Source organism: Bradyrhizobium guangdongense (assembly GCF_004114975.1).
Lineage (GTDB): Bacteria > Pseudomonadota > Alphaproteobacteria > Rhizobiales > Xanthobacteraceae > Bradyrhizobium > Bradyrhizobium guangdongense.
On record NZ_CP030051.1, the window covers coordinates 6129053 to 6149722 of the forward strand.

The following is a 20670-nucleotide window of genomic DNA, read 5'->3' on the forward strand; positions in this document are numbered from 1 at the left end:
GAGCGCAGCCTCGCCGCACGCATCGGTGTGATCCGCGCCTGCCGCACAATCCACGCGCTCGCACTACGTCCCCTCGCCGCGCCAACATTTGCCTCGACCATCATCATCGCGCCTAAAAACTAGGATTTGACCGATCGCTGGAGTGATCGGTAAAATCGGGAACCAGCGCGGCATTGAGGCGACATTGACTGACATCGAGGGTGCACGATCTCCCAAAGGCGGGATCGTACCGGGAATTCAATATCTGCGCGGGTTTGCAGCCATTCTGGTCGTGATCTGGCACGTCAACTGGCTGGTCAGCCTTCCACCTTCTTATGGCGAGAGCCCGTTCCTGCTCGCCGAAACCGGCCTGTTCGGCGTCGCGATCTTCTTCGTCATCAGCGGCTTCATCATCACGATTGTTTCATTCGGCCCGATCCGCAGCACGCGCACGGAATTCTTTCTCCGCCGTTTCGTGCGCATCATTCCCTTCATGTGGGTATGCGTGATCGGTTACAACCTGTTGTCGCTCGCCGGCACCGCCAAAGCCGACCCCATGCTTGCGCTGAGAGCCATGGTGCTGTGGCCGATCGGGGAACTGAGGCCCTACGTCGTGTGGACGCTCAGGCACGAGTTCATCTTCTACATCCTGTTCGCCTTGACGATGTTACGGCCGCGCCCGCTGCTGCCGCTGCTGGTGGCCTGGTTCCTTGCGCCGCTGACCTGGTACACGGCGGCGCGCCTGCTGGCGTGGCCGGAACTGCTGCATCCGGACAATACCGGCCTCGCGCTCGCCACCGTGGTGGGTTACGGCAACATCATGATGCCCAACCTCCAGTTCGGCATGGGCTTCGCGCTGGGCCTGCTGTGGCTGAAGGGTCATCCCCTGGTCCGCAGCCGCTATCCGGGAGCATTCCTGCTCACAATCGCCGCCGCCATCCTGGCGACCGCCATTGTCGGGGCAACCCTTTCGGAAGACAACGGGCTTCGGGCCGTGTGGTGGACCCTGTTCGCGACGCTGGTGGTGTGGCTCGGCATCGCCTCGACCGAACGCCCGGGACCGCTGCATTCCCTCGGCATGTTGCTGGGTGATGCCTCCTACGCGATCTATCTCACTCACGCCGCCGCCGCGATCGTGCTGATCCAGATCTCGGCCCGGCTCCACAATCCCCTGCCCTCGGCCCTCTTCGTCATTCTCGCCGTGGTCGGCTCGGTCCTCGCCGGAATCCTGATCCATTGGTATGTCGAGCGGCCGCTCATTGGCTATTGCCGCAGGCTGGGGCGCCGCTCGGTCGTCGCATAGCGGCGCTGGGCGGAAACCCGCGGTCATGAATTGGCTTCAACTCCGTGGCATCCGCTGATGCCGTCCAGACAGGCGCATGAAAGGCCGTACGAAGATGTCGCAAACGGATCGAGACGCAGAGTTCGCGGCCGTTGCGTTGCCGGGCGCGGTCGGCCGCGAGCGTCCCTCCGCTCCGTCGCGCTTCCGGCAGCTGCCCGATACGATCCAGTCGGGCCTGGCACAGTACGACACCGCGGAAACTATCCTGGCCAAGAACAACGGGCTCGGACCGGGTTTCAACATGATGCGGCACCTGCTGTCGCTGGTCATTCTGTCACATCATTGTCGTGTGGCCGTTGCCGGGCTGTTCGCAGGCGCCGCCTTCGTCAAGAAGCTCGATGAACCGGGAATGGCGGTGTTCGTGCTGAAGGATCCAGCCGCAGCCGCGTTTGACAAGATGGGCGGATTGACCGCTCTGTCCTTCAGCCATCTGCAGGCCACCGAGATCATCCAGGAGCTTCTCCGACCCGGCCTGATTGCGCTCGTCGGAATGTTTTTCGCGCTAAGCGGTTTCCTGGTGACCGGCAGCGCCATCAAGAACCCGGATCTGAAGACGTTTTTCATCAACCGCGTGCTGCGAATCGTCCCGGCGCTCAGCGTCGAGGTGACGCTCTGCGCGCTCCTGGTCGGACCGCTGTTGACGCAGTTGCCGCTGTCGCAATACCTGTCGGAGTACCAGTTCTACCGCTACTTCGGCAACATCGTCGGTCATGTCACCTTCGAGCTGCCGGGCCTGTTCCTGCACAATCCCTGGCCGGAGATGGTCAACGCCAATCTCTGGACCCTGCCCTGGGAGCTCTGGTGCTACGTCTTCGCCTTCGCGCTGCTGTTCGCGCACATGATCTCGAGCGAGACGCGCAAGGTCCGCTGGATCACGCTTCTAGTCGGCGCGGCGCTGGTGGCAGAGCTCCTCGCCTATTTCATCGATCCCGCGACCTTCAACGTGCGATCCGATTCGACCAGACTGGCCGGCTGGTATCTCGTTTTCATGTTCTTCTTCGGCATGGTGTTCCGCCTGAACGCCAGATACGTACCGATCCACTGGGTGATCTTTGCGATCTCCGCCGCCTGCTACGCGGGAATCATGTGGCTCAACGTGCTGCTGCCGCTCGCCGGCATCTTCCTGACCTACTGCACGGTCTACATCGGCATGCAGAGCTTCAAGGCATTCGATCGCCTGTTTCGCCAGGACCTCTCCTACGGCATCTATCTCTACGGCTTTCCCATCACCCAGGCGACGATCGACATCTCCCAGCGCGTTCTGGGGCCGGACCATCGGCTTTCGCTGGCGGTGATCCTGCCGATCGTCGTGGTGCTGACGCTCGGCTTTGCATCCTTCTCCTGGAACGTGATCGAAAAACCGGCGCTGCGCCTGCGACGGTTCTATCAACGGCCGGCTTGAGCGCCGATCAAGCCGCCGGGCTTTGCGCCATTTTCCGCGCAAAGATGTGCCTGAGCGTCCCGTCGACGAACCGGCGCAGGCGGACCTCGATGATCTCGTAGCTGAGCGCGCTCGCAATCAGGGCGAGCGCAAGGCCGAAGATCACGAATCCGCTCCACAGCAGCCAGCGATCGACGCCGCGATCCACCAGCTTCAACCCGATGACCTGCAACGGGAACAGGACGAAGGGGTGAACGAGGTAGAGGCTGTAACTGATCTTGCCGAGGTATTGCAGCGGAGACAGGCTCAACAGGCCCGAGATCCCAGATCCCGTCGCCAGCACCATTCCGAACAGGAGAAAACCGGGGAGCAGCGCTGCGAACGGATGCAGGACATCGAGCGCGACATACATGGCGGCAAAGCAGGCGAGCCCGGCAACAACGCCCGCGACGCCCGTGATCCGAAAGCGGAGATTAATCGCGCTGAACAGCATGCCGACGACGAAAAAAGCCGTGATCGGCCAGCGCAGGATGCAGAGCAAGCCGAGGAGGATCAGTGGCGCGGCAAGCCACCAGCTCTTCAGCCGCACGACCGCACCGAAGCAGGCTGCGAACAGGATGTAGAACGCCCATTCGTAGGTCAACGTCCAGGCGTTCTGCTGGGCGATCGGAAACCCGAGCGCGTCCTGGACGAAGAATAAATTGGCAAGGAACACCTGGAGGTAGGTCGGCAGATCGATCCCCCGGAAGAACTTGTATCCGACGATCGGGCCGACCGCGAACAGCGCGATGTGCAGCACGACGAAGACCGGCATGATGCGCAGGACGCGATCATACATAAATTTTCCGATCGATCCGTGCCGCACCAGGCTCGCGGGGATCAGAAAGCCGCTGATCATGAAGAACAGCTCGACACCGTGCCCGCCGGAGTTGATCACCGATTGCAGCCACGGCCAGATCGGCGGCAGAAAGCCGGGATCGGGGATGTCGTAGACGCCCCCCTTCGGCATGTCGCAAAAATGATCGATCAGGACGCTCATCGCGGCGACGCCACGAAGGCCCTGGATCGACGGTACGAAACCGCCACCGGCCTCGGCGTAAGACGGGTGCGTTGGCGCCGTCACTCTGCCACCTGGCTACGGAGGGGAGACTGGAGCGAAACCGAAGCGAAGGAACGTGGGGACCGGAACCGCTGCCCGAATCTGATGGAGGGCTTTTCGATCGCTAGATAGGTCAGCCAGCTGACGAGAATCGAGGCTGCGATCACGGCAACCGTAAAGAGAAGCCACTGCATCGGGCCGCTACCGGCGCCGAGATAGTAGAAGATCACGATCATCGCGAACGACCCCATCAGGTAGATCGAATAACTGATCATGCCGACGAAGGACATGAAGCGCCAGGCGGCCTTCTCGCCGAGGGCCGCGAAGCCGATGAACACGAAGGCCGCCACAATGTAGGCCGCGCCCATTCCGTACGCGCAGAAGAAGTTCTCCTGGTAGTCGACACCGTAACGCCTGTAGGTGACGCCGGCCGCGAAGATCACATAAAGAAGAGCGCAGATCCCGACGTGGCGCCAATTGAGCTTGCCTTCCATGACGGTGTCGCGGATCACTTTCCCGAAGAACATCGCCGTCAAATCGAGCGCAAGCTCGAGCACACCCCACACGGCGTGAATTTTGACGACCGGGAAAGCGACGATGCCGATGATGCAGGTTGCGATGACGATCTGGAGCGCAGTCAGGCGGCGTGTAAGAAAGCCAGTCGCGAACAGGCAAATACAGCTGATGTAGAAGATCAGCTCCACCGTCAGCGTCCAATAGGCGATCCTGATGTTGGGAACGCCCATGAACATCTGAAACATGGTCACGTTGGCCAGGACGTGCGAGGACGGAAAGGTCTTACCCTCGATGGCCGGGGAGAGAACCAGCAGGACGACGATCGAGAGCCAGTACGCCGGATAAAGGCGGAAGAAGCGACTAATGGCGAAGTCTCGAACGGGAGCGGCGCTATTCGGAAAGCTGTAGGGAATCACGAAGCCGCTGACAAAGAAGAACAGCACCACGCCAAAGCGGCCGAAATTGAAATACTCTCCGAGCGCATAGTGAAACGTCCAATAATACGTCCCGGTCGGCTGATTGAGCACGATCTGCTCCAGCGTGTGCTGGAGGACGACCGAGAGCACCGCGATGCCGCGAAGCGTATCAACGAAAGCCAATCGTTTGTGCATCTTCATTCCCTTTGCCGGTCAGGCTCTCACGATGCCGGCCGCGGCAGATTTGGTCCAAGGCCTGATCCAAGACTTTGGCCTTCATTCGACAGCTGCGCGCGCCGCGCGCGCGGGCGGCGCGACGGCTCCTGAAGCGCTACGGAGACGCGTCGCGAGAAGACCTCGCTAAAGCTGAGAGCAATGATCAACAGCCCGGTTGCAGGACCATAGTTCAGCACGGTGATCGTGAAGAGATTGACGGTAAAGATCAGCGACAGCTTGTAAATGTCCGTAACAAAGAACGTAGAACGAAATACCATCCACATGAAGATCACGAACGGAAATCCGAACATCAGGTAAGTCCCGATGTAGAAATTGTCCACCGGCACCCAATAAGATGCGAGATTCGAGAACAATTGCTGCGGATAATTGAAGCACCCTATGCCGCAACCCGTGATGTAACCGATCGGCATCAGGTCGCTCAAATAAACGAACGGCAACTGCCAACTGTTGTTAATTCGATCCATGATGCTGAACAGCAGGCTCTTGTTGCCGACCACTGTTCCCGACGCAAGCAGGATGAGGGTCGCCGGCGCAAGGATCGCGGCAAATGACCATAGCGCGAGTGCCCGGACCGCCGAAAATTTCATTCGCTCAGGCAGCATCCGCACGATCAAGAGTACGATGAGATAAAAGGCGAGCACCAGCATCGTCGTCTTGCTCGTGGTCAATTTGATCGCGTAGATCGCGACGGACCCGCAAACCAGGCACCAAAGAGTGCTTCGCCGGATGGAGGTGGTAACAAAGCAGGTCAAGATAAAGAAGCCTGCCATCGTATTGTCGGACGCGAAGCCGGATAGCCGGACCTCCGCGGCCGCCCACCAAAGACGGCCCGCCTCGCGCACGGCGCCAAACGATTCATATTTGAAGCCGGTCCAAGGCATCGTCCAGTACTTGGACAGGATCACCCCGAAGACCGACGCGTAGAATACGCCCGTGAAGATGGCGAGCAGCTTCCTGTACGATGACAGGTCGGCATCGCAGAACGAGAAGCCGACGAAAACAGGAAGTATCATCTTGAACGACGACGACAAGGCGTTCACGGTTCCCAGGAAGAAGTAGCCGATGCCGAGCGACAGGATGATCTGGAGCAGAACGAGAATCGCCAGAACACTTCGGTTTCTGATGATGCAGCGGTTCACGAACAAGAAGATGCAGAACATCGCGATCACGTCCGGCACGAACCATAGCGCTCCGACGTGCAGAATCGTGATGTAGTATCGTACGACGCCTCCGAACGCATCGCGGAAGATGTACGCGGTGAGCGCGATGGCTTCGAGATTGAAGCCGAAGGCCGGAAGCATAGCGCGCCGGAGACCAACCATACGGACCAAAACCCCTAGTTGGACGGTCGCGCAGAGGGCGCGACCTGTGACGAAGAAAATCCTGGAGTCCTGCCGAGGGCACGCCGTAAGACGCGGCCGCCCGGAAGCTCGACATATCGGTAGGTGAAGTTTGAAAGCGCGAGAACGGCGGCAACCACGATGGTGAGATTCAACGTCGTGGCCAGGCCTGGACAGATGGAATCGAGTGCAGCGATCGGACGCGCACCTAGAACTTTCACGAAATACTCGGCGAGCAGCACGACGAAAGCGTGGACCATGTAGATCGAGTATGACCGCTGACCGAGCCACAACAGGGGCTTGATCGTGAGCATGGCGGGAACGAGAGCGGCGTCTGGAAACGCCAATAGCGAGCCAAGCAGCACGGCAAAGGTTACCGGCGCGAGATAGCTGATCCACGGATAGGCTTCGGTCAGGGACACATGAGCCACGGCCGCAGCCACGACTGCAAGCTGGACGGCGCCCTGCAGAGCTGGACCGATGTCGCGCGGCAGCCCCTTGACCGCTCTTACGGTGAGCACGCCGAGAAAGAAGCTGGTGAAACAGCGTAGCAGGCCCCAATCGAACTGGACGTCCAGCTGAGGTGTCGCGACCACGGTTGTGAGCACAAGCCAGCTACCGATCGCCAAAGTGGCGGCGGCGAAGTAGAACCAGGCGAGTGAGTTGAGCCGCTGCGCCGCGAGCAGCAACAGGCCGAACACCAGATAGGTGTAGAATTCGACGCTGATACTCCAGCTCGGCGCATTCCAGTTCAGATACTCAATGAAGCCGAGCGAATGCAGCAGGAAGACGTTCAGAAAAAACGAGTAGCCGTTGTTCACTTCAAACGCCGCGGGACCGGTGACGACGGCGCCCGCCACCGCCAGTCCGAGCCCGATGCGCACCAGACGAAACAGCAGCAGCACGAGAAGCATCACGATGTGCAGCGGATAGACCCGCGCGAACCGTCGAACCATGAAGTCGCGCAACGAGAAGCGCCCGAAATCGGTTTGCAGGTAGCTGAGCGACATCACCATGCCGCTGAGCACAAAGAACAGGTCGACCAGAAATCCGCCGCTGCGGAAGAACGCGCAGTCGATCCAGGCGTGGTTCGGAAATGCCGCGAGGAAGGTCGGCATCAAGATCACATGGTGAATGACCACGGTGACCGCTGCGATTCCTCGAATGCTGTCCAGCGTAAGGACATGCGCTTTCTCGCGATGAGCAGGCACCGTCACGGCCATTTCCTTGCACTTTGCAGTGCAACATCTCTACTGAGCATTCGACGCGAATACAATGTTCGCCCGGCACCCGTCGCATGCATTTCGATTGGAGGAGTCGTGCCTCTCGGAAGAGGCGGCACGACGGCTAATTTGCCGCAGGCGACGTGCCCGTCAGCGTTGAAGAAGGACAAGCCGTCGCGCGCTTCGAGGAACGCGCCGTCTGCGACGCAGCTGGCTTGTCAAGATGCCCGGGGCCCTGATCTTGTGCACCCTGCATGTTCGTGAAGCAGCGCAACTAGCCTATTCATCCGGCACGAATGTGGCAAAAGGACATAGAGCTTTAAGGAAGTGGATTGCGGAGTCGCGGCGCGACTCCTCAGGAGTTGATATTGTACAAGACTTCGCGTTTTGCGGCGATCGGCGTGTTCGTGTTGGCCCCGCTCCCCTTCGGCTCTGCCGAGACGGTGTGGATCTGCATCTGGACTGTGCTGCTCTCGTTCAGCCTTGTGACTGCCGATCTGCGCAGCGCCACCGTCGACGATTTCCGCTTATTGTCGCCGTTGCTCGCCGTTCTTGTCGTCGTTGCGGCGGTGATCACAATGCAGTTATGGCCGAATCCAGCCTTTTACCAGGCCGATCCAGCATGGGCGGCGGCGCGAGACGTGACGGGCGGAGATCTCCCCGATCGCATCTCCGTCACGGCGAACGGTCCCTGGCTCGCCTTCGGCTATCCGCTGCTGTTCGCGCTTGCCTTCACGCGTGCTGCCTATATCGCGACGAACGCAGAGGATGCGCGGCAGCTGCTGCGACTTCTCACCTGGGCGGGCCTCGGCTACGCGCTCTACGCCATCCTGGCCGGAATTGGCGACCCGACCACGCTTCTGTTCCGTCGCAAGGAAGCCTATCTCGGCTTCGTCACGGGCACGTTCGTCAACAGAAACACGGCTGCCACATTCTTCGCAACCTGCGCGCTGCTGTTTCTCGCACCGTTATTGCGCTTTATCTATCGTCAGGATCGGCCGGACCGACCGCCCTCGCGGCAGATGACGGCACTGATTGCCCATTATCTCGGCTCGCCATTTGCACTGGGCGGCGGCTTCGTCGTTTGCCTGGTGGCGACGGCCATGACGGGTTCGCGCGCGGGGCTTTTGCTGCTGATCCTGACCGTTTTTCTGATGACCGCGCTGTTCTTTGCGCCGCTGCGCGTCGGCAAATTTCGCCGCTGGGGATGGCTTGCCGGGACAGCCGTCGCGCTGCTCTTTCTGTTTCAGCTCGTCGGCGGTGCTGTGGCGGGACGAATTTTGACCTACGGCCTGGTCGATGAACAGCGGTTCACGATGTACCGAACCATACTGACGATGATCCAGCAGCACCCGTGGCTCGGGATCGGGTACGGAAACTTCGAGAGCGCCTTTCCGGCCTACAGGCCTGACACGCTGGGCAGCCTCGGGGTGTGGGATCGCGCGCACAGCACACCGCTCGAGCTTGCGGTTGAGCTCGGCATCCCGGCCGCGTGTTTGATTATGGCCACATGTCTCTGGTATCTTTACCAGTTGTTAAACGGAAGCTTGCATCGGCGGCGCGACCGCTACATACCGATTATCGGCGCAAGTGTGGCGACGCTGGGCTTCCTGCATACGAGCATTGATTTTTCGTTGCAGATCCCCGGCTTCGGCGTGTTCTTTGCGGCCATCACCGGCTGCGGGCTGGCACAATCCAGGTCCTCGTCGGAGCAAAAAAAGTAGCGTGGTTGCGGCTTTGCCAATATGTTGAGACAAACTTGCTTGCAAATTTTCATGATTACGCCATTGGGGAGTCGAATGCATAAAGCCGTGGTGCTCGGGGCCACCTTGCTTGCGATGACAGCAGCGACATCGGCTTTTGCGGCCCAGCCCGGCTGCGTTCCAAATCCCAGCGCGGTGAGCTCTGAACGGGCGATCGAGTTCCTCGACAAGCCTGAGGCTCTCCTGAACCAGTTCAAAGACGGTCAGGGCGGCCTCGCCTCTCAGGTCCGGGATCTCCTGACCAACCGGCCTGAAACGCTGGAGGGCATGATCTCGCTCGCCAAGGCGAGCTCGGACGACCAGGGCCGCGCGGTTGGCGCGGGAATGGGCACCGCTGCCGCAGTTTGCGTGCTGACGCAGCCGCAGTTTGCCCAGGAAATCCAGACGGTCGCGTTGAAGACCGAAAATCCCGGGCTGATCCAGTCCTTCACGAGCATCACCGGCGATATTCCGACCGAGGCGATCGTCGGCGCAGCCGCGAACGGCGACACGACTGCGGGCGGCGGACAAGGCACGACGGCAGATCAGCGCGGCGGCGGGTCGATCAATTCGCCCTCCCCGCCTTCGTTCACCTCTGGAGCGAGCCCGGTCGCCCAGACGAACACCTTGTTTGCGGCCTCGACCGGAACGTCCTCGCTGACCACCACTAGCCCGTCGCGCTAGTCAGGGAACGATATCAACCTAAACGGATTGATTAACCAAAGCCGGCCACGCAGGAGCGTGGCCGGGTATTTGCGTTCAATTTTAGAGATTCGGGGAACCCGTCTCTAAAATCTCTGTGCGAGACCTGTTGCGTCAAGAAGGACGGATAACGGGGGATAAGATGAAACTGTTGTACGCGCCGTTGCTCGCAGCCGTGATCGCGTGTGCCAGCACCACGGCGAGAGCCGAGTCGGATACCAAACAGCGTCCGGCCGAAGCGTCGTTCATCCAGGAATTCGACAATGCGCTTGCGCCGATGAACTTCGTCAAATTCTGCATGAATAACGTCGCGGAATGCCGCGCCGATGCTAGCGCGCGCAGTCTGCCGCCCGCCGACGCCGCCATGGCAATGCTTCGGCAAGTGAACATGTCGGTCAATCAGGCCATCGCACCGATGCGCAAGCCGACGGATCCGATCGCCGCAAACTGGACGGTTGCTCCAGCGGCCGGCGACTGCAACGACTACGCGGTCACCAAGCGGCACCAATTGATCGCAATGGGATGGCCGCAGGCCGCCCTGCGTCTTGCAGTTGTGCGGATCGACGGCGGACAAGGTCATCTCGTGTTGGTTGCGCGGCTTTCGGATGGCGACGTAGTCCTGGACAATTTGTCCTCGAGCGTTCGCCCCTGGAACGCGCTGGGCTATGAGTGGATCTCGATGCAATCAAGCACCGATCCTCGCTTCTGGGTGAACATCGGCGATCACGGGCGGCAGCTTCGCGAGAAGCGCTTCGCGCAGGTGGCGGGCTCTTCGCTCTGATCAATTGAGGGCCCGCGCCCTCATCGCCCCCAACAGACTTGACGTGCATCAACGCCCGTGGATTTTGCCGCGGGCGTTGCGTTATATTTGTGCACAGTGCCGCACTCGCGCCTTACTAAATTCGTTATGAATTACCGTGGTTTCGAACTATATTTTGCACCGCACAAGGATTTGACATAGTTAAGCGCGACACTGGTTTGAGCGAAGCCTTGCGGCGATTTGAATGAACGCGATGAGTGGTTTGCCCCTGTCCCTACGACAACGATTTGTAGACCGCAGCCTCAGCGCCCAAGCTGCCATCGGCTTGGCGTTGCTGATTGCGGTGTGCGCCGCGGGTCGCTGCGAAGCGCAATGCGTCGAGCAATCCGATCGGGTCCCCGTGACTGTCGTGCAAGCCTTCCAGTCCGAGCCCGCGTCCCTGCTGCGCGACGTTCGCACCGATCGCAGCAAGCTCACGGGCCGCCTCGCCGCCTATCTCGTCACCGATATATCCATCCTGCCCTCGGTGCGCGACCTCATCAGCGAGTCGTCCAACGTCGAGCGCGCCGCAATTGGCATGGCACTGCGCCGAGCCCAGCTGATCTGCGTGCCCCGCAAGCCTGAAACTGCACAGAAGATCAGCCAGTTCGTCCAAAAGCTGGCAGATTCGGCGGTGAGCTCCGGTTACTCGGCGGAGCTTGAGTCCGTCGAATTCGATCCGAATTCAGTGGCCGGCCAGACCACCGGAAGCGCGCAAACACCGTCAGCGAAGAAGCCCTCCGGCGCGGCGAGCAGCCTCATGACTGGCGAATGGAGTACGGAAATCAGCGATCCGTTCATTCCTGCGCCACTCCCCCAATAATCTCACGTCAGGTCGATGAACATTCAGATGTATCAGCCCAGAGAGCAGTTTCACGTTCAGGAGCGGACCGCTCTAGAATTGGCGGGAGCCACGCTCAGCATCGAGCGCATCATCGGGATTCTGCGTCGGCAGTGGCCCGTCATTGCGGGCGTGGTCGGCGCCGCCGTGGCGATCTGCCTGGTCTATCTGCTGACGGCGACGCCGATGTACACGGCGAACACCCGTATCCTGATGGATACCCGCCAGACGCAGGTGCTCGACAAGGACAACGGCACAGCCAACGCGCTGATCGACCCCGGCTTCGTCGATAGCCAGGTCGAGATCATCACCTCCGACGATCTGATCCGCTCCGTCGTCCGCCGCATGAATCTGACGGAGGATCCTGAGTTCAACGGTTCGGATCCCGGCCTGCTTCCCGCGATCATCGGCAAGGTGATCAGCCTGTTCGGATCGGACGGGCCTGCGTCGAAGGAACGCATCGAACGCGGCACCGTCGCCGCGGTCGAGAACAACCTCAAGGTCGAACGCCTGCTGTCGACATACGTCCTGTCGGCCAGCTTCCGTTCCAGGGACGCCGACAAGGCAGCCCGGATCGCCAACGAGATCGCTGATGCCTATATCGTCGGCGCCCTCGACGCGAAGTACCAATCCACCAAGCGCGCCAGCGAATGGCTGCAGCAGCGCAGCGCCGAGCTGCGCGAGCAGGCGACCGCCAGCGACCGCGCCGTGCAGACCTTCAAGAGCCAGAACAACATCGTCGGCACCAGCCGCGGGCTGATGAACGAGCAGCAGCTCACGGACGTGAACACCCAGCTCATCCAGGCGCGCGCTGCCACCGCCGAGGCCAAGGCACGCCTGGACCGCATCGACGGGATCACCGACAAGGACCTTTCCCAACCGACCGTCACCGACGCGCTCAACAACCCGGTGATCACCCGGCTGCGGGCGCAATATCTCGATCTTTCGGCGCAATATGCCGATTGGTCGGCCAAGTATGGCAAGACCCATCAGGCGTCGGTCAATCTCGCCAATCGCATGGAGGAGCTCCGCAAGTCGATCGCGGACGAAGTCAAGCGCATCGGCGACGCCTATCGCAGCGACTACGAAATCGCGAAGAGCCGCGAGACGTCGCTGGAGCAAAACCTCAAGAATCTGGTCAGCCAGGCCGGCAACACCGGACAGGCTCAGGTGAAGCTGCGTGACCTCGAGAGCGCGGCCGACACCTACCGCAACCTGTACAACAGCTTCCTTGAGAAGCAGCAGCAGGCAATGCAGAACCAGAGCTTCCCGATCAGCGAGTCGCGCATCATCAGCACCGCCGTGAAGCCGGACCGCAAGAGCTCGCCCAAGACGGTGCTCTCCCTGATCGGCGCCCTGTTCGGCGGCCTTTGCTTCGGCCTTGGAGCCGCCTTTGCCCGGGAGATGCTGAGCGACGTGCTGCGGTCCTCGAGCGAAGTCGAGGACGAGATCGGCGTCAAATGTCTCGGGGTGCTTCCGTCGATCGGCACGAAGCCGATGGGCTCGCCGCGGATCCGCGCGCTGCGATCGCCTGATGGCGCGCAGCTCGAGGCAAGCGCCCAGCTGTCCCGCTACGTGATCGATCATCCCTTCTCGCGCTATGCCGAGACCATGCGCAACATCAAGGTCTCTATCGATCTCGCCCGCCTGTCCCGCGAGGTGAAGATCATCGGCATCGTGTCCTCGCTTCCGAAGGAAGGGAAAACCACGGTTTCGGCCAACTTCGCGCACCTGACCGCGTTCACCGGAAAGCGCGTGCTGCTGATCGACGGCGATCTTCACACGCGTTCGCTGACCAAGGAGCTCGACCCGACGGCCAAGAGCGGATTGCTCGAGGCTCTCAAGGATCCGCAGTCGGTCGGACACCACATCAGGCGCAGCGCGGAGACCGGGCTGGATTTCCTGCCCTCGTTCGCCGTTTCGCGCATGGTGAACTCGGCCGACATCATGGCCTCGAAGGCGATGGCGGATCTGCTGGCGTTGCTGCGAAACGAGTACGATTACATCGTCATCGATCTGGCGCCGGTGATGCCCGTCACCGATGCCAAGGCCATCAGCCATCTCATGGACGCGTTCGTCTACGTCATCGAATGGGGCCGGACGACCCGCACCGCCCTGCAGGAATCGATGTCGAGCTCCGAAGGCATCCAGAAGAAGGTAGTGGGCGCCGTGCTCAACGGTGCGAACCCGAAGATGCTGAAGCGCATCGAGGGTTACAAAGGCTCGCACTACAACGCCTATTATGTCGAGGGCGCCTAGAAAAGGCGCATCTCGCGCCTGGCAATGGCTGGCGCGAGGCGCCAGCTTTCTGTTGGGCGCGTCCGCTCTCACCTGGGCGGCCTCGGTCCTCCCCAATCTGACCGACCTCAGCGTGTCGCGCGTGGCCGGGCAGATTGCCGCCGGCGAAAGCTACGACGCCCCGCTGCTGAGGCAGATCGTCCAGGCGAACCTGCCCGCGGCTCAGCGCCAATGCGATCCCAAGGCGCTTCGGGAACTGCTCGTCCTGCAATTGTCGGCCGCCGACATGACCGTCCGCGGCACCGATCTGGCGCAGGCGGATTCGGATGTCGATGCCGTACAGCGGATGAGCAGAAGCCTGCTGGCGTGCGCGCCAACCGAGTCGCTCGGATATTTGGGGGCATTCTGGTCCGCCGTCCGCCAGGAGGGGATGACAGCAAGAACCCTTGCGCTTCTCGGCCAATCCTACCGCCTGGCGCCGCACGAACTCTGGCTGCAGCTGATGCGCTTGCCGCTCGCTTTTCGGGCTTTCCAGGCCCTGCCGCCGGAGCTGACGGACGGCGCGGTCCAGGATTTCAACGACGTGTTCCACGACCGTCTGTTCGGCAGCGCGGCCGCCCTCTTCGTCCAGTCTCCGGCATCCGCCCGCAGCAGGCTGCTGGATGCGACCTGCGACCTGTCGGAACGGGAGAGGATGGCGTTCTGGTATCTGGTTCGAGCTGCCGGCGGCAGGATCCAGCACCGGTGCTATCCGCCGGACGATCGTCCGCGCTATCTGCTCGACAATTGAGAGTGAATCGAAAACGAACGCCGGGCGATGCGTTCGGTTGATTCACATGCCGATTTGATCCGGGGACCAGACAAGCCCGAGTGGCGGATCCCCGCGCGCTCAGTAGGCTTCCTGGTGGATGAGCGCCAGCGCGGTCTTCAGGATGATCCTGATATCGAGCCAGATGCTCCAGTTGCTGACGTACCAGACATCGTACTCGACCCGCTTCTCCATCAGGTCGATCGTCGGCGTCTCGCCGCGGAAGCCGTTGACCTGAGCCCAACCGGTCAGACCCGGCTTCATGTGATGCCGATACACATAATTGCTGATGAGCTGGTCATAATAGTTGTCATGTGCGAGCGCATGCGGCCGCGGTCCCACCAGCGACATCTCGCCACGCAGCACGTTCCACAGTTGCGGCAACTCGTCGATACTGGTCCGCCGCAACACGCGGCCGACCCGCGTGACCCTCGCATCGCTCTTCGTCGCTTGGGTAACGACATGACCGTTCTCTGCAACCGTCATGGTGCGGAACTTCCAGATCTCGAACGGCTTGCCATTGAAGCCGCGCCGGGACTGCCTGAAGATCACGCTGCCGATCGAATCCAGCTTGATCATGATCGCGGCCGTCACCAGCAGCGGAGCCAGCAGCAGCAGGGCGAACGAGGCGAGGCCGATATCGAGGCAGCGCTTCTGCGCCCGCTCGAACACGGTGAGCGGCGCACGCTGGATCTCGATCGCAACCGTGCCGCTGACGGGCTGGAACGGACGTGAGACCAGATCAGCGATCGGGAAGTCCGGCAGGAGGCGGATCGGCTGGGGAACAACGCGCAGGTGCTGGCTCAGCTTCTGGAGCAGAGGCATTTCGTCCCAGTCGATGACGAGGAGATATTCTTCCACGTCCGCGGCCCGTGCCTGGCGCACCACATCGCGAATCTCGTGATCCCAACCCGCGCCGTGTTCGGACGAGTCGAGGACGAAATGCCGCACGACGTTAAAGCCGTGCTTGCGCAGATCCTTGAAGCGGCTCGACGTGAAGTCGAGGGGCTTGAGGCTGAGGAGAACGACTTTCCTGTCAACCAGGCGACCTCTGGCATAGCTCGAGTTCAGGGCGGTGCGCCAAAGCACCCGGAGCCCGCCCAGAGCAACGCCGCCTGTCGCGGCAAACAGCAGCGTGGTTCCACGCGACAGATCCGCCGACGATTTGAGCAGGAATGCTTCGACTGCAAGAATCGTCAGAGAGACGACCCAGATCGCGAGCGCCTTGCGGAGCTGCCAGACCGTATTCAGCAGACGATGGTGATCGTAGACCCCTTGGAAGTACGCGATCGTCACGAACACCGCGCTGACCACGAGGCCCGCACCCACAGATGAATCCTGCTCCGCGAGGAGCAGGCGATACAGGCCGCTCGCCGCGAAGTAGCTCAGCAGGAGTGCAAGGAAGTCGCCCCCGATCAGAGCGATCTGGAGAGGCCGTTGGAGAGCACCGCGACGGTTCGATACAACCGGGTAATAATTTTCCGAACCATAAGTTGCTACAGCCATCCGAACCTCGCTGCCACGTCACGCACTCGCAATCGGACAATTGCAAGCAGTCGATTCAAATTTGCGATGCGTCGCGGGCAATCTCTTAACTAAACAAAGCAACATTGCGGCACTGCAGTGAAAAAATCAAATCGATTTTTCTGCAACGCAATACCTGGTGCATGAATGCTCAAATCACCGTCATAACGCTGACATTTCGCCGAGCATTGCGCCGCCTTTCGCGTCATGCGCGTTATTTCCGCGCATCAGGTCGCGTGCATTTGAACGGATATTCAACCCTGTTGCTTAAGTCGCCATTAGTCCGGCCCCATTACCAATCAATTCGGTTTGGGAGCTGTGTCGTGAGTACCGTAATCGCTTTTGCTTTGCTGATCGGATCGTTGCTGGGAGGCCGCTTCCGAATCTTTATTCTGCCTCCGGCGGTAGTTCTCGGTGCGACCGTGCTGGGATTGGTTTCAGCCTGGCAATGCCATGGATCAGCTCATATTCTCGGCTTGATCCTGGCGTTTTCGACGGCGCTCCAGCTCGGCTATTTCTGTGGCGCGCTTCTCATCCGCACACGTGCGACAGATTATCGCGAACCGGCCGCGCCATCATTCGACAGCCGCAGCTTCGGCTGAGCCTCGCCGGCGCGTGTCGGACCAGCGCTTCATCAACCACGGTTGATCGAACAGGCACGCGAATGAACATTCACATCACGCGAGTGGGAGAAAAAAGCGGCTCGTGGCCGCCTGATTTCGTCAATAGCATATTGACATCCCGGGCGAAGCACTCTGAAAGAGTTGCACCTCATGGTCATGACCGCGACTCAAAATCCGCTCCGGCCGAAGCTGCCGAACGGCGTACGCATCTACGCCCTCAGCGACATCCACGGCTGCGCGCATCTGCTCGAGCAGATGTTCGCCGTCATCGATGCCGACATGGCGAACAGTCGCCCCTATCGTGCGATCGAGGTCTTTCTCGGTGACTACATCGATCGCGGGCCGGACTCGCGTCGCACGCTGGACCTCCTGATCAGCCGCAGCCGCCGCCGCAACACAGTCTTTCTCAAGGGCAATCACGAGGCCTATTTCAACTCGGTGCTGGACGATCCCTCGCGGACCGCCGACTGGTTTCAGTTCGGTGGCCTCCAGACCCTGATGTCCTACGGAATCTCGGCGGCGCCGGATCTCAGCAACGACGAGCAGTTCGATCTCGTCCGCGAGCTCACGTCTGCGATGCCGCCACAGCACATCGCGTTCCTGCGCCAATTGCGGCCCACATTCACGTGCGGCGACTTCTTCTTCGTGCATGCGGGCGTTCGTCCCGGAATCCCGCTGTCCGAGCAGCGAGAGCAGGATCTGCTGTGGATTAGGGACGAATTTCTCCAGAGCAAGAAGCGCTTCGGGAAATATGTCGTGCACGGCCATACGCCGGTGCGCCAGGCCGAGCTGCTCGAAAACCGCGCCAATATCGATACCGGAGCCTATGCCACCGGCAACCTGACGCTGCTGTCGATTCAGGGCAACAGCATGCTCGCGATCTAGCGACGCGTGGGCGCCTCAGTTGGTCTGGCTCGCCGGCGGCCGATATTCCGGGAACCGACTGAGCATCGCCGCCTTCAGGAACTTGAAATGAGCGATCGAGGCCGTGAGCTCCTTGAGCCTGCGCTGGCCGTTCAGGATTTCCTTGTCGAACAGGTCCTGGTGATGATTATCCAGCGCCTCGCGCTCGAGATACTCGTCATCGCCGTTGCCGATGGTTACGGCTGCGCGCGCCAACACGTCTTCCACGCGGCGGTTCAAGCCGGATTGCTCCCGCTCCGCGGCCTGCAGCGCGTTCTCGATCGCAGCCATGATGGCTTCAATGCGCGTGCGATCAGTCTCCGCATCACGCTCGGGCGAACGCGCGCGAAATGTCTGCTCTCCCCCGAAACGGTCTTTCAGGAAATTGGGAGTGCGGGCCCGCAAGAAGAGCTGAAACATGCGTGCATTTCCGGTTCGAGGCGCCAGGCCGGAAAATGGGCCTGGGATGGTTAACAAAGCTTAAAGGCCGCGGAACATTGCGCTCCGGCTCCGCCTTGTGAACCACCGTTCAGATCGTCGCCTGGAAAATATCCAACTCCCGATCAAGCGCCTGCTGCCAGTCCGGCGGCGCAATGCCGAAGCGCTCACGCAGCAGCGTCAGATCGAGACGGGAATTGGACGGCCGCTTCGCCTTGACCGGAAATTCGTCCGAACGGATTGGAACGATTTCCTTCACGGCGAGTTTGACGCCCCGCGATTGCAACCCGACAACGATCGCAGTCGCAAAGCCGTGCCAGCTGGTCTCGCCCGCGCAGACCAGATTGACGACGCCGCCTCGCTGCTCGAACGTCTTGCGGAGGCCATCGCCACCCAACGGCAGCATTGCAACAATCGCTTGCGAAATCGTGCTCGCTGTCGTCGGCGCACCGATCTGGTCGGCGACGATCCGCAATTGCTCGCGCTCTCCGGCGAGCCGCACGATGGTCTTGAGAAAATTCGCACCTGACGCGGCGTACACCCATGACGTGCGCGCGATCACATGCAAGGCACCCGCCTCGGCAATGGCAAGGTCCCCGGCGAGCTTGCTTTGGCCATAGACCGAGAGCGGACCCGGCGTGCTGTCTTCGCGCCAGGGACGATCACCGGAGCCGTCGAAAACATAATCGGTCGAGAAGTGTATCAACGGCACGCCGCGCGGTGCGGCCCATTGGGCGATCGCACGCGGAGCCTCCGCGTTGATCCGAAAAGCGAGTTCTCGCTCGTCTTCCGCCCGATCGACGGCGGTATAAGCTGCGGGATTGACGATCAGATCCGGCTTGATCGATTCAAGCTTGCCCGCAAGCTCGTCCGGTCGCGACAGGTCGAACTGGTCTCGCAACGGCGAAATGACATCGGCCCGCTCGCGAAGCAGCGGAAGCAGAGCTCGGCCCACCTGTCCCGCAGAGCCGGTCAGCAGAACTCTCATCTCAGATCTCCCCGTAACGTGGGAGATTCTTCACATCCGCGAGCAAGGGAGCGTCAGCATCCTTGGGCGACAGCGACGGCGCCGCGAGACCCCACTCGATGCCGATCGCCGGGTCGTTCCAGCGAATGGAGATCTCGTCCTTCGGGCTGTAGAGCGCGTCGCATTTATAGAAGAAGTCAGCGGTCTCGGAGAGAACCGCAAAGCCATGCGCGAAGCCGCGAGGAACCCACAATTGCCGGCGATTGTCCTCACTCAATTCGACAGCAACATGACGCCCAAAATTTGGGCTGCCGATGCGAACATCGACAGCAACATCCAACACACGGCCGCGCAGCGCCGAGACCAGCTTGCCCTGCGTGAAAGGATTTTGGAGGTGCAGCCCGCGCAACACTCCATGTCGCGAGCGTGACAGATTGTCCTGAACGAACGGCTGCGCAACCCCGCTCTGCGCGTAACGCTCGAATTGATAGGTCTCCAAGAAAAAGCCGCGTTGATCACCGAAGAGCTTCGGCTCGATGATCAAAACTTCGGGCAGATCTGTCTTGATAACGTTCATTCCAGCGACTTCAGCTCCGCGTACACAACGATCTTGTGCAGCGCACACTATCTGATATTTAAAGGTTGGTAAACCAGAGGGACCGATGAAGGGAATCATACTCGCTGGCGGAACTGGCTCGCGCCTTTATCCCGTCACGACAGTTGTGTCGAAGCAATTGCTCCCGGTTTTTGACAAACCGATGATCTACTATCCGCTCTCGACATTGATGCTCGCTGGTATTCGCGACATTCTCGTCATCTCGACGCCGCAGGACAAGCCGCTGTTCCAGCGCTTGCTCGGCGATGGAGCCGAGATCGGCGTCAACTTCTCTTACGCCACCCAGGAAACTCCTCGCGGTCTTGCCGACGCATTCATCGTTGGCCGCGAATTCGTGGGATCGGATTCCGTCGCCCTGGTTCTCGGAGACAACATCTTCTACGGCCACGGGCTTCCGGAGATGCTTGCCAAGGCTGCGGCACGCAAGAGCGGCGCCACGATCTTCGGCTATGTCGTCAACTCGCCCGAACAATACGGCGTGGTCGAACTCGGTGCTGACGGGCGCGCGCGCTCGATCGAGGAAAAACCCAAACAGCCGAAGTCGAACGTGGCCGTGACCGGCCTTTATTTCTACGACAACAGCGTCGTCGACATCGCAGCCGAGATCAAACCCTCGGCGCGAGGCGAGATCGAAATCACCGACGTCAACAATGCGTATCTTGCCCGCGGCGATCTGTTCGTCGAAGTGCTTGGACGCGGCTTCGCCTGGCTCGACACCGGCACGCACGCCTCGTTGGTCGAAGCCAGTCATTTCGTGCAGATCCTGGAACAGCGCCAGGGACTGCGTATCGCCTGCCCCGAGGAAATCGCCTTGCGGCGCGGTTACATCTCTCTCGAAGCCTTCGCGAAGGTCGCCGAGAAGACCGCCAAGAGCAGCTACGGCCAGTATCTGCAATCGGTGGCCCGTTCTTTCGCACACGACTGAGGCAGATCATC

19 protein-coding genes are annotated in these 20670 nt (G+C 60.8%); 11 read left to right on the plus strand and 8 right to left on the minus strand.

Features of this window, described 5'->3' with window-relative positions; all coding sequences use genetic code 11:
• Positions 1-184 precede the first annotated feature (184 nt).
• Both X265_RS29225 and X265_RS29230 read left to right on the plus strand, forming a co-directional pair.
• A complete protein-coding gene (locus X265_RS29225; protein WP_164938845.1) occupies positions 185-1282 on the plus strand; it encodes an acyltransferase family protein in 1098 nt (365 codons plus the stop codon).
• A gap of 76 nt (positions 1283-1358) precedes the next feature.
• Positions 1359-2723: an acyltransferase family protein gene (locus tag X265_RS29230; RefSeq protein WP_128967973.1), complete on the plus strand. Its 1365-nt coding sequence runs from the start codon at positions 1359-1361 to the stop codon at positions 2721-2723.
• Between the two features lie 7 nt (positions 2724-2730).
• Here the strand turns inward: X265_RS29230 and X265_RS29235 are convergent, their stop codons facing one another.
• From X265_RS29235 to X265_RS29250, 4 genes are all read right to left on the minus strand, one after another.
• Positions 2731-3825 (minus strand): acyltransferase family protein, encoded by a 1095-nt coding sequence (locus X265_RS29235; protein ID WP_283815002.1) that lies wholly within the window; start codon positions 3823-3825, stop codon positions 2731-2733.
• Positions 3822-4928 (minus strand): acyltransferase family protein, encoded by a 1107-nt coding sequence (locus X265_RS29240; protein WP_128967974.1) that lies wholly within the window; start codon positions 4926-4928, stop codon positions 3822-3824. The genes X265_RS29235 and X265_RS29240 overlap by 4 nt, the downstream gene beginning before the upstream one ends.
• A gap of 26 nt (positions 4929-4954) precedes the next feature.
• On the minus strand, positions 4955-6148 hold the full coding sequence (locus tag X265_RS29245; protein WP_128967975.1) for a hypothetical protein: 1194 nt from the start codon (positions 6146-6148) through the stop codon (positions 4955-4957).
• 158 nt (positions 6149-6306) lie between these two features.
• Positions 6307-7527 carry an acyltransferase family protein gene (locus X265_RS29250; RefSeq protein ID WP_244659418.1) on the minus strand — a complete coding sequence of 407 codons (1221 nt, stop codon included), beginning with the start codon at positions 7525-7527 and terminating at the stop codon, positions 6307-6309.
• Between the two features lie 374 nt (positions 7528-7901).
• Between X265_RS29250 and X265_RS29255 the strand changes: the two genes are divergently transcribed.
• The 6 genes from X265_RS29255 to X265_RS29280 all read left to right on the plus strand — a co-directional run bounded on the left by X265_RS29255 (position 7902) and on the right by X265_RS29280 (position 14645).
• Positions 7902-9257 (plus strand): O-antigen ligase family protein, encoded by a 1356-nt coding sequence (locus tag X265_RS29255; RefSeq protein WP_128967977.1) that lies wholly within the window; start codon positions 7902-7904, stop codon positions 9255-9257.
• Positions 9258-9332: 75 nt separating this feature from the next.
• The gene (locus X265_RS29260; protein ID WP_128967978.1) at positions 9333-9959 is read left to right on the plus strand and encodes a hypothetical protein; all 627 of its coding nucleotides are present in this window, start codon (positions 9333-9335) and stop codon (positions 9957-9959) included.
• Between the two features lie 115 nt (positions 9960-10074).
• On the plus strand, positions 10075-10758 hold the full coding sequence (locus tag X265_RS29265) for a transglutaminase-like cysteine peptidase (RefSeq protein ID WP_244659419.1): 684 nt from the start codon (positions 10075-10077) through the stop codon (positions 10756-10758).
• Between the two features lie 223 nt (positions 10759-10981).
• Complete coding sequence (locus tag X265_RS29270; protein WP_128967979.1) at positions 10982-11599, plus strand: hypothetical protein; 618 nt, start codon at positions 10982-10984, stop codon at positions 11597-11599.
• 27 nt (positions 11600-11626) lie between these two features.
• Positions 11627-13876 (plus strand): polysaccharide biosynthesis tyrosine autokinase, encoded by a 2250-nt coding sequence (locus X265_RS29275; RefSeq protein ID WP_128967980.1) that lies wholly within the window; start codon positions 11627-11629, stop codon positions 13874-13876.
• A 52-nt stretch (positions 13877-13928) separates the two neighbouring features.
• Complete coding sequence (locus X265_RS29280) at positions 13929-14645, plus strand: hypothetical protein (protein ID WP_244659420.1); 717 nt, start codon at positions 13929-13931, stop codon at positions 14643-14645.
• 99 nt (positions 14646-14744) lie between these two features.
• On the opposite strand, the gene X265_RS29285 is transcribed toward X265_RS29280, so the two are convergent.
• A complete protein-coding gene (locus X265_RS29285) occupies positions 14745-16169 on the minus strand; it encodes an undecaprenyl-phosphate glucose phosphotransferase (RefSeq protein ID WP_128967982.1) in 1425 nt (474 codons plus the stop codon).
• A 341-nt stretch (positions 16170-16510) separates the two neighbouring features.
• On the opposite strand from X265_RS29285, the gene X265_RS29290 reads away from it, so the two are divergent.
• Together X265_RS29290 and X265_RS29295 are read left to right on the plus strand one after the other, a co-directional pair.
• A complete protein-coding gene (locus X265_RS29290; protein ID WP_128967983.1) occupies positions 16511-16789 on the plus strand; it encodes a hypothetical protein in 279 nt (92 codons plus the stop codon).
• Positions 16790-16960: 171 nt separating this feature from the next.
• Positions 16961-17695: a metallophosphoesterase family protein gene (locus X265_RS29295; RefSeq protein WP_128967984.1), complete on the plus strand. Its 735-nt coding sequence runs from the start codon at positions 16961-16963 to the stop codon at positions 17693-17695.
• Between the two features lie 15 nt (positions 17696-17710).
• Here X265_RS29295 and X265_RS29300 read toward each other — a convergent pair whose 3' ends face one another.
• The 3 genes from X265_RS29300 to rfbC all read right to left on the minus strand — a co-directional run bounded on the left by X265_RS29300 (position 17711) and on the right by rfbC (position 19695).
• Positions 17711-18133 carry a hypothetical protein gene (locus tag X265_RS29300; protein ID WP_128967985.1) on the minus strand — a complete coding sequence of 141 codons (423 nt, stop codon included), beginning with the start codon at positions 18131-18133 and terminating at the stop codon, positions 17711-17713.
• A 109-nt stretch (positions 18134-18242) separates the two neighbouring features.
• Positions 18243-19139 (minus strand): dTDP-4-dehydrorhamnose reductase, encoded by an 897-nt coding sequence (gene rfbD / locus X265_RS29305; RefSeq protein WP_128967986.1) that lies wholly within the window; start codon positions 19137-19139, stop codon positions 18243-18245.
• A 1-nt stretch (position 19140) separates the two neighbouring features.
• On the minus strand, positions 19141-19695 hold the full coding sequence (rfbC, locus tag X265_RS29310; RefSeq protein WP_128967987.1) for a dTDP-4-dehydrorhamnose 3,5-epimerase: 555 nt from the start codon (positions 19693-19695) through the stop codon (positions 19141-19143).
• Positions 19696-19780: 85 nt separating this feature from the next.
• On the opposite strand from rfbC, the gene rfbA reads away from it, so the two are divergent.
• The gene (gene rfbA, locus X265_RS29315; RefSeq protein WP_128967988.1) at positions 19781-20659 is read left to right on the plus strand and encodes a glucose-1-phosphate thymidylyltransferase RfbA; all 879 of its coding nucleotides are present in this window, start codon (positions 19781-19783) and stop codon (positions 20657-20659) included.
• The last annotated feature ends 11 nt before the right edge of the window (positions 20660-20670 follow it).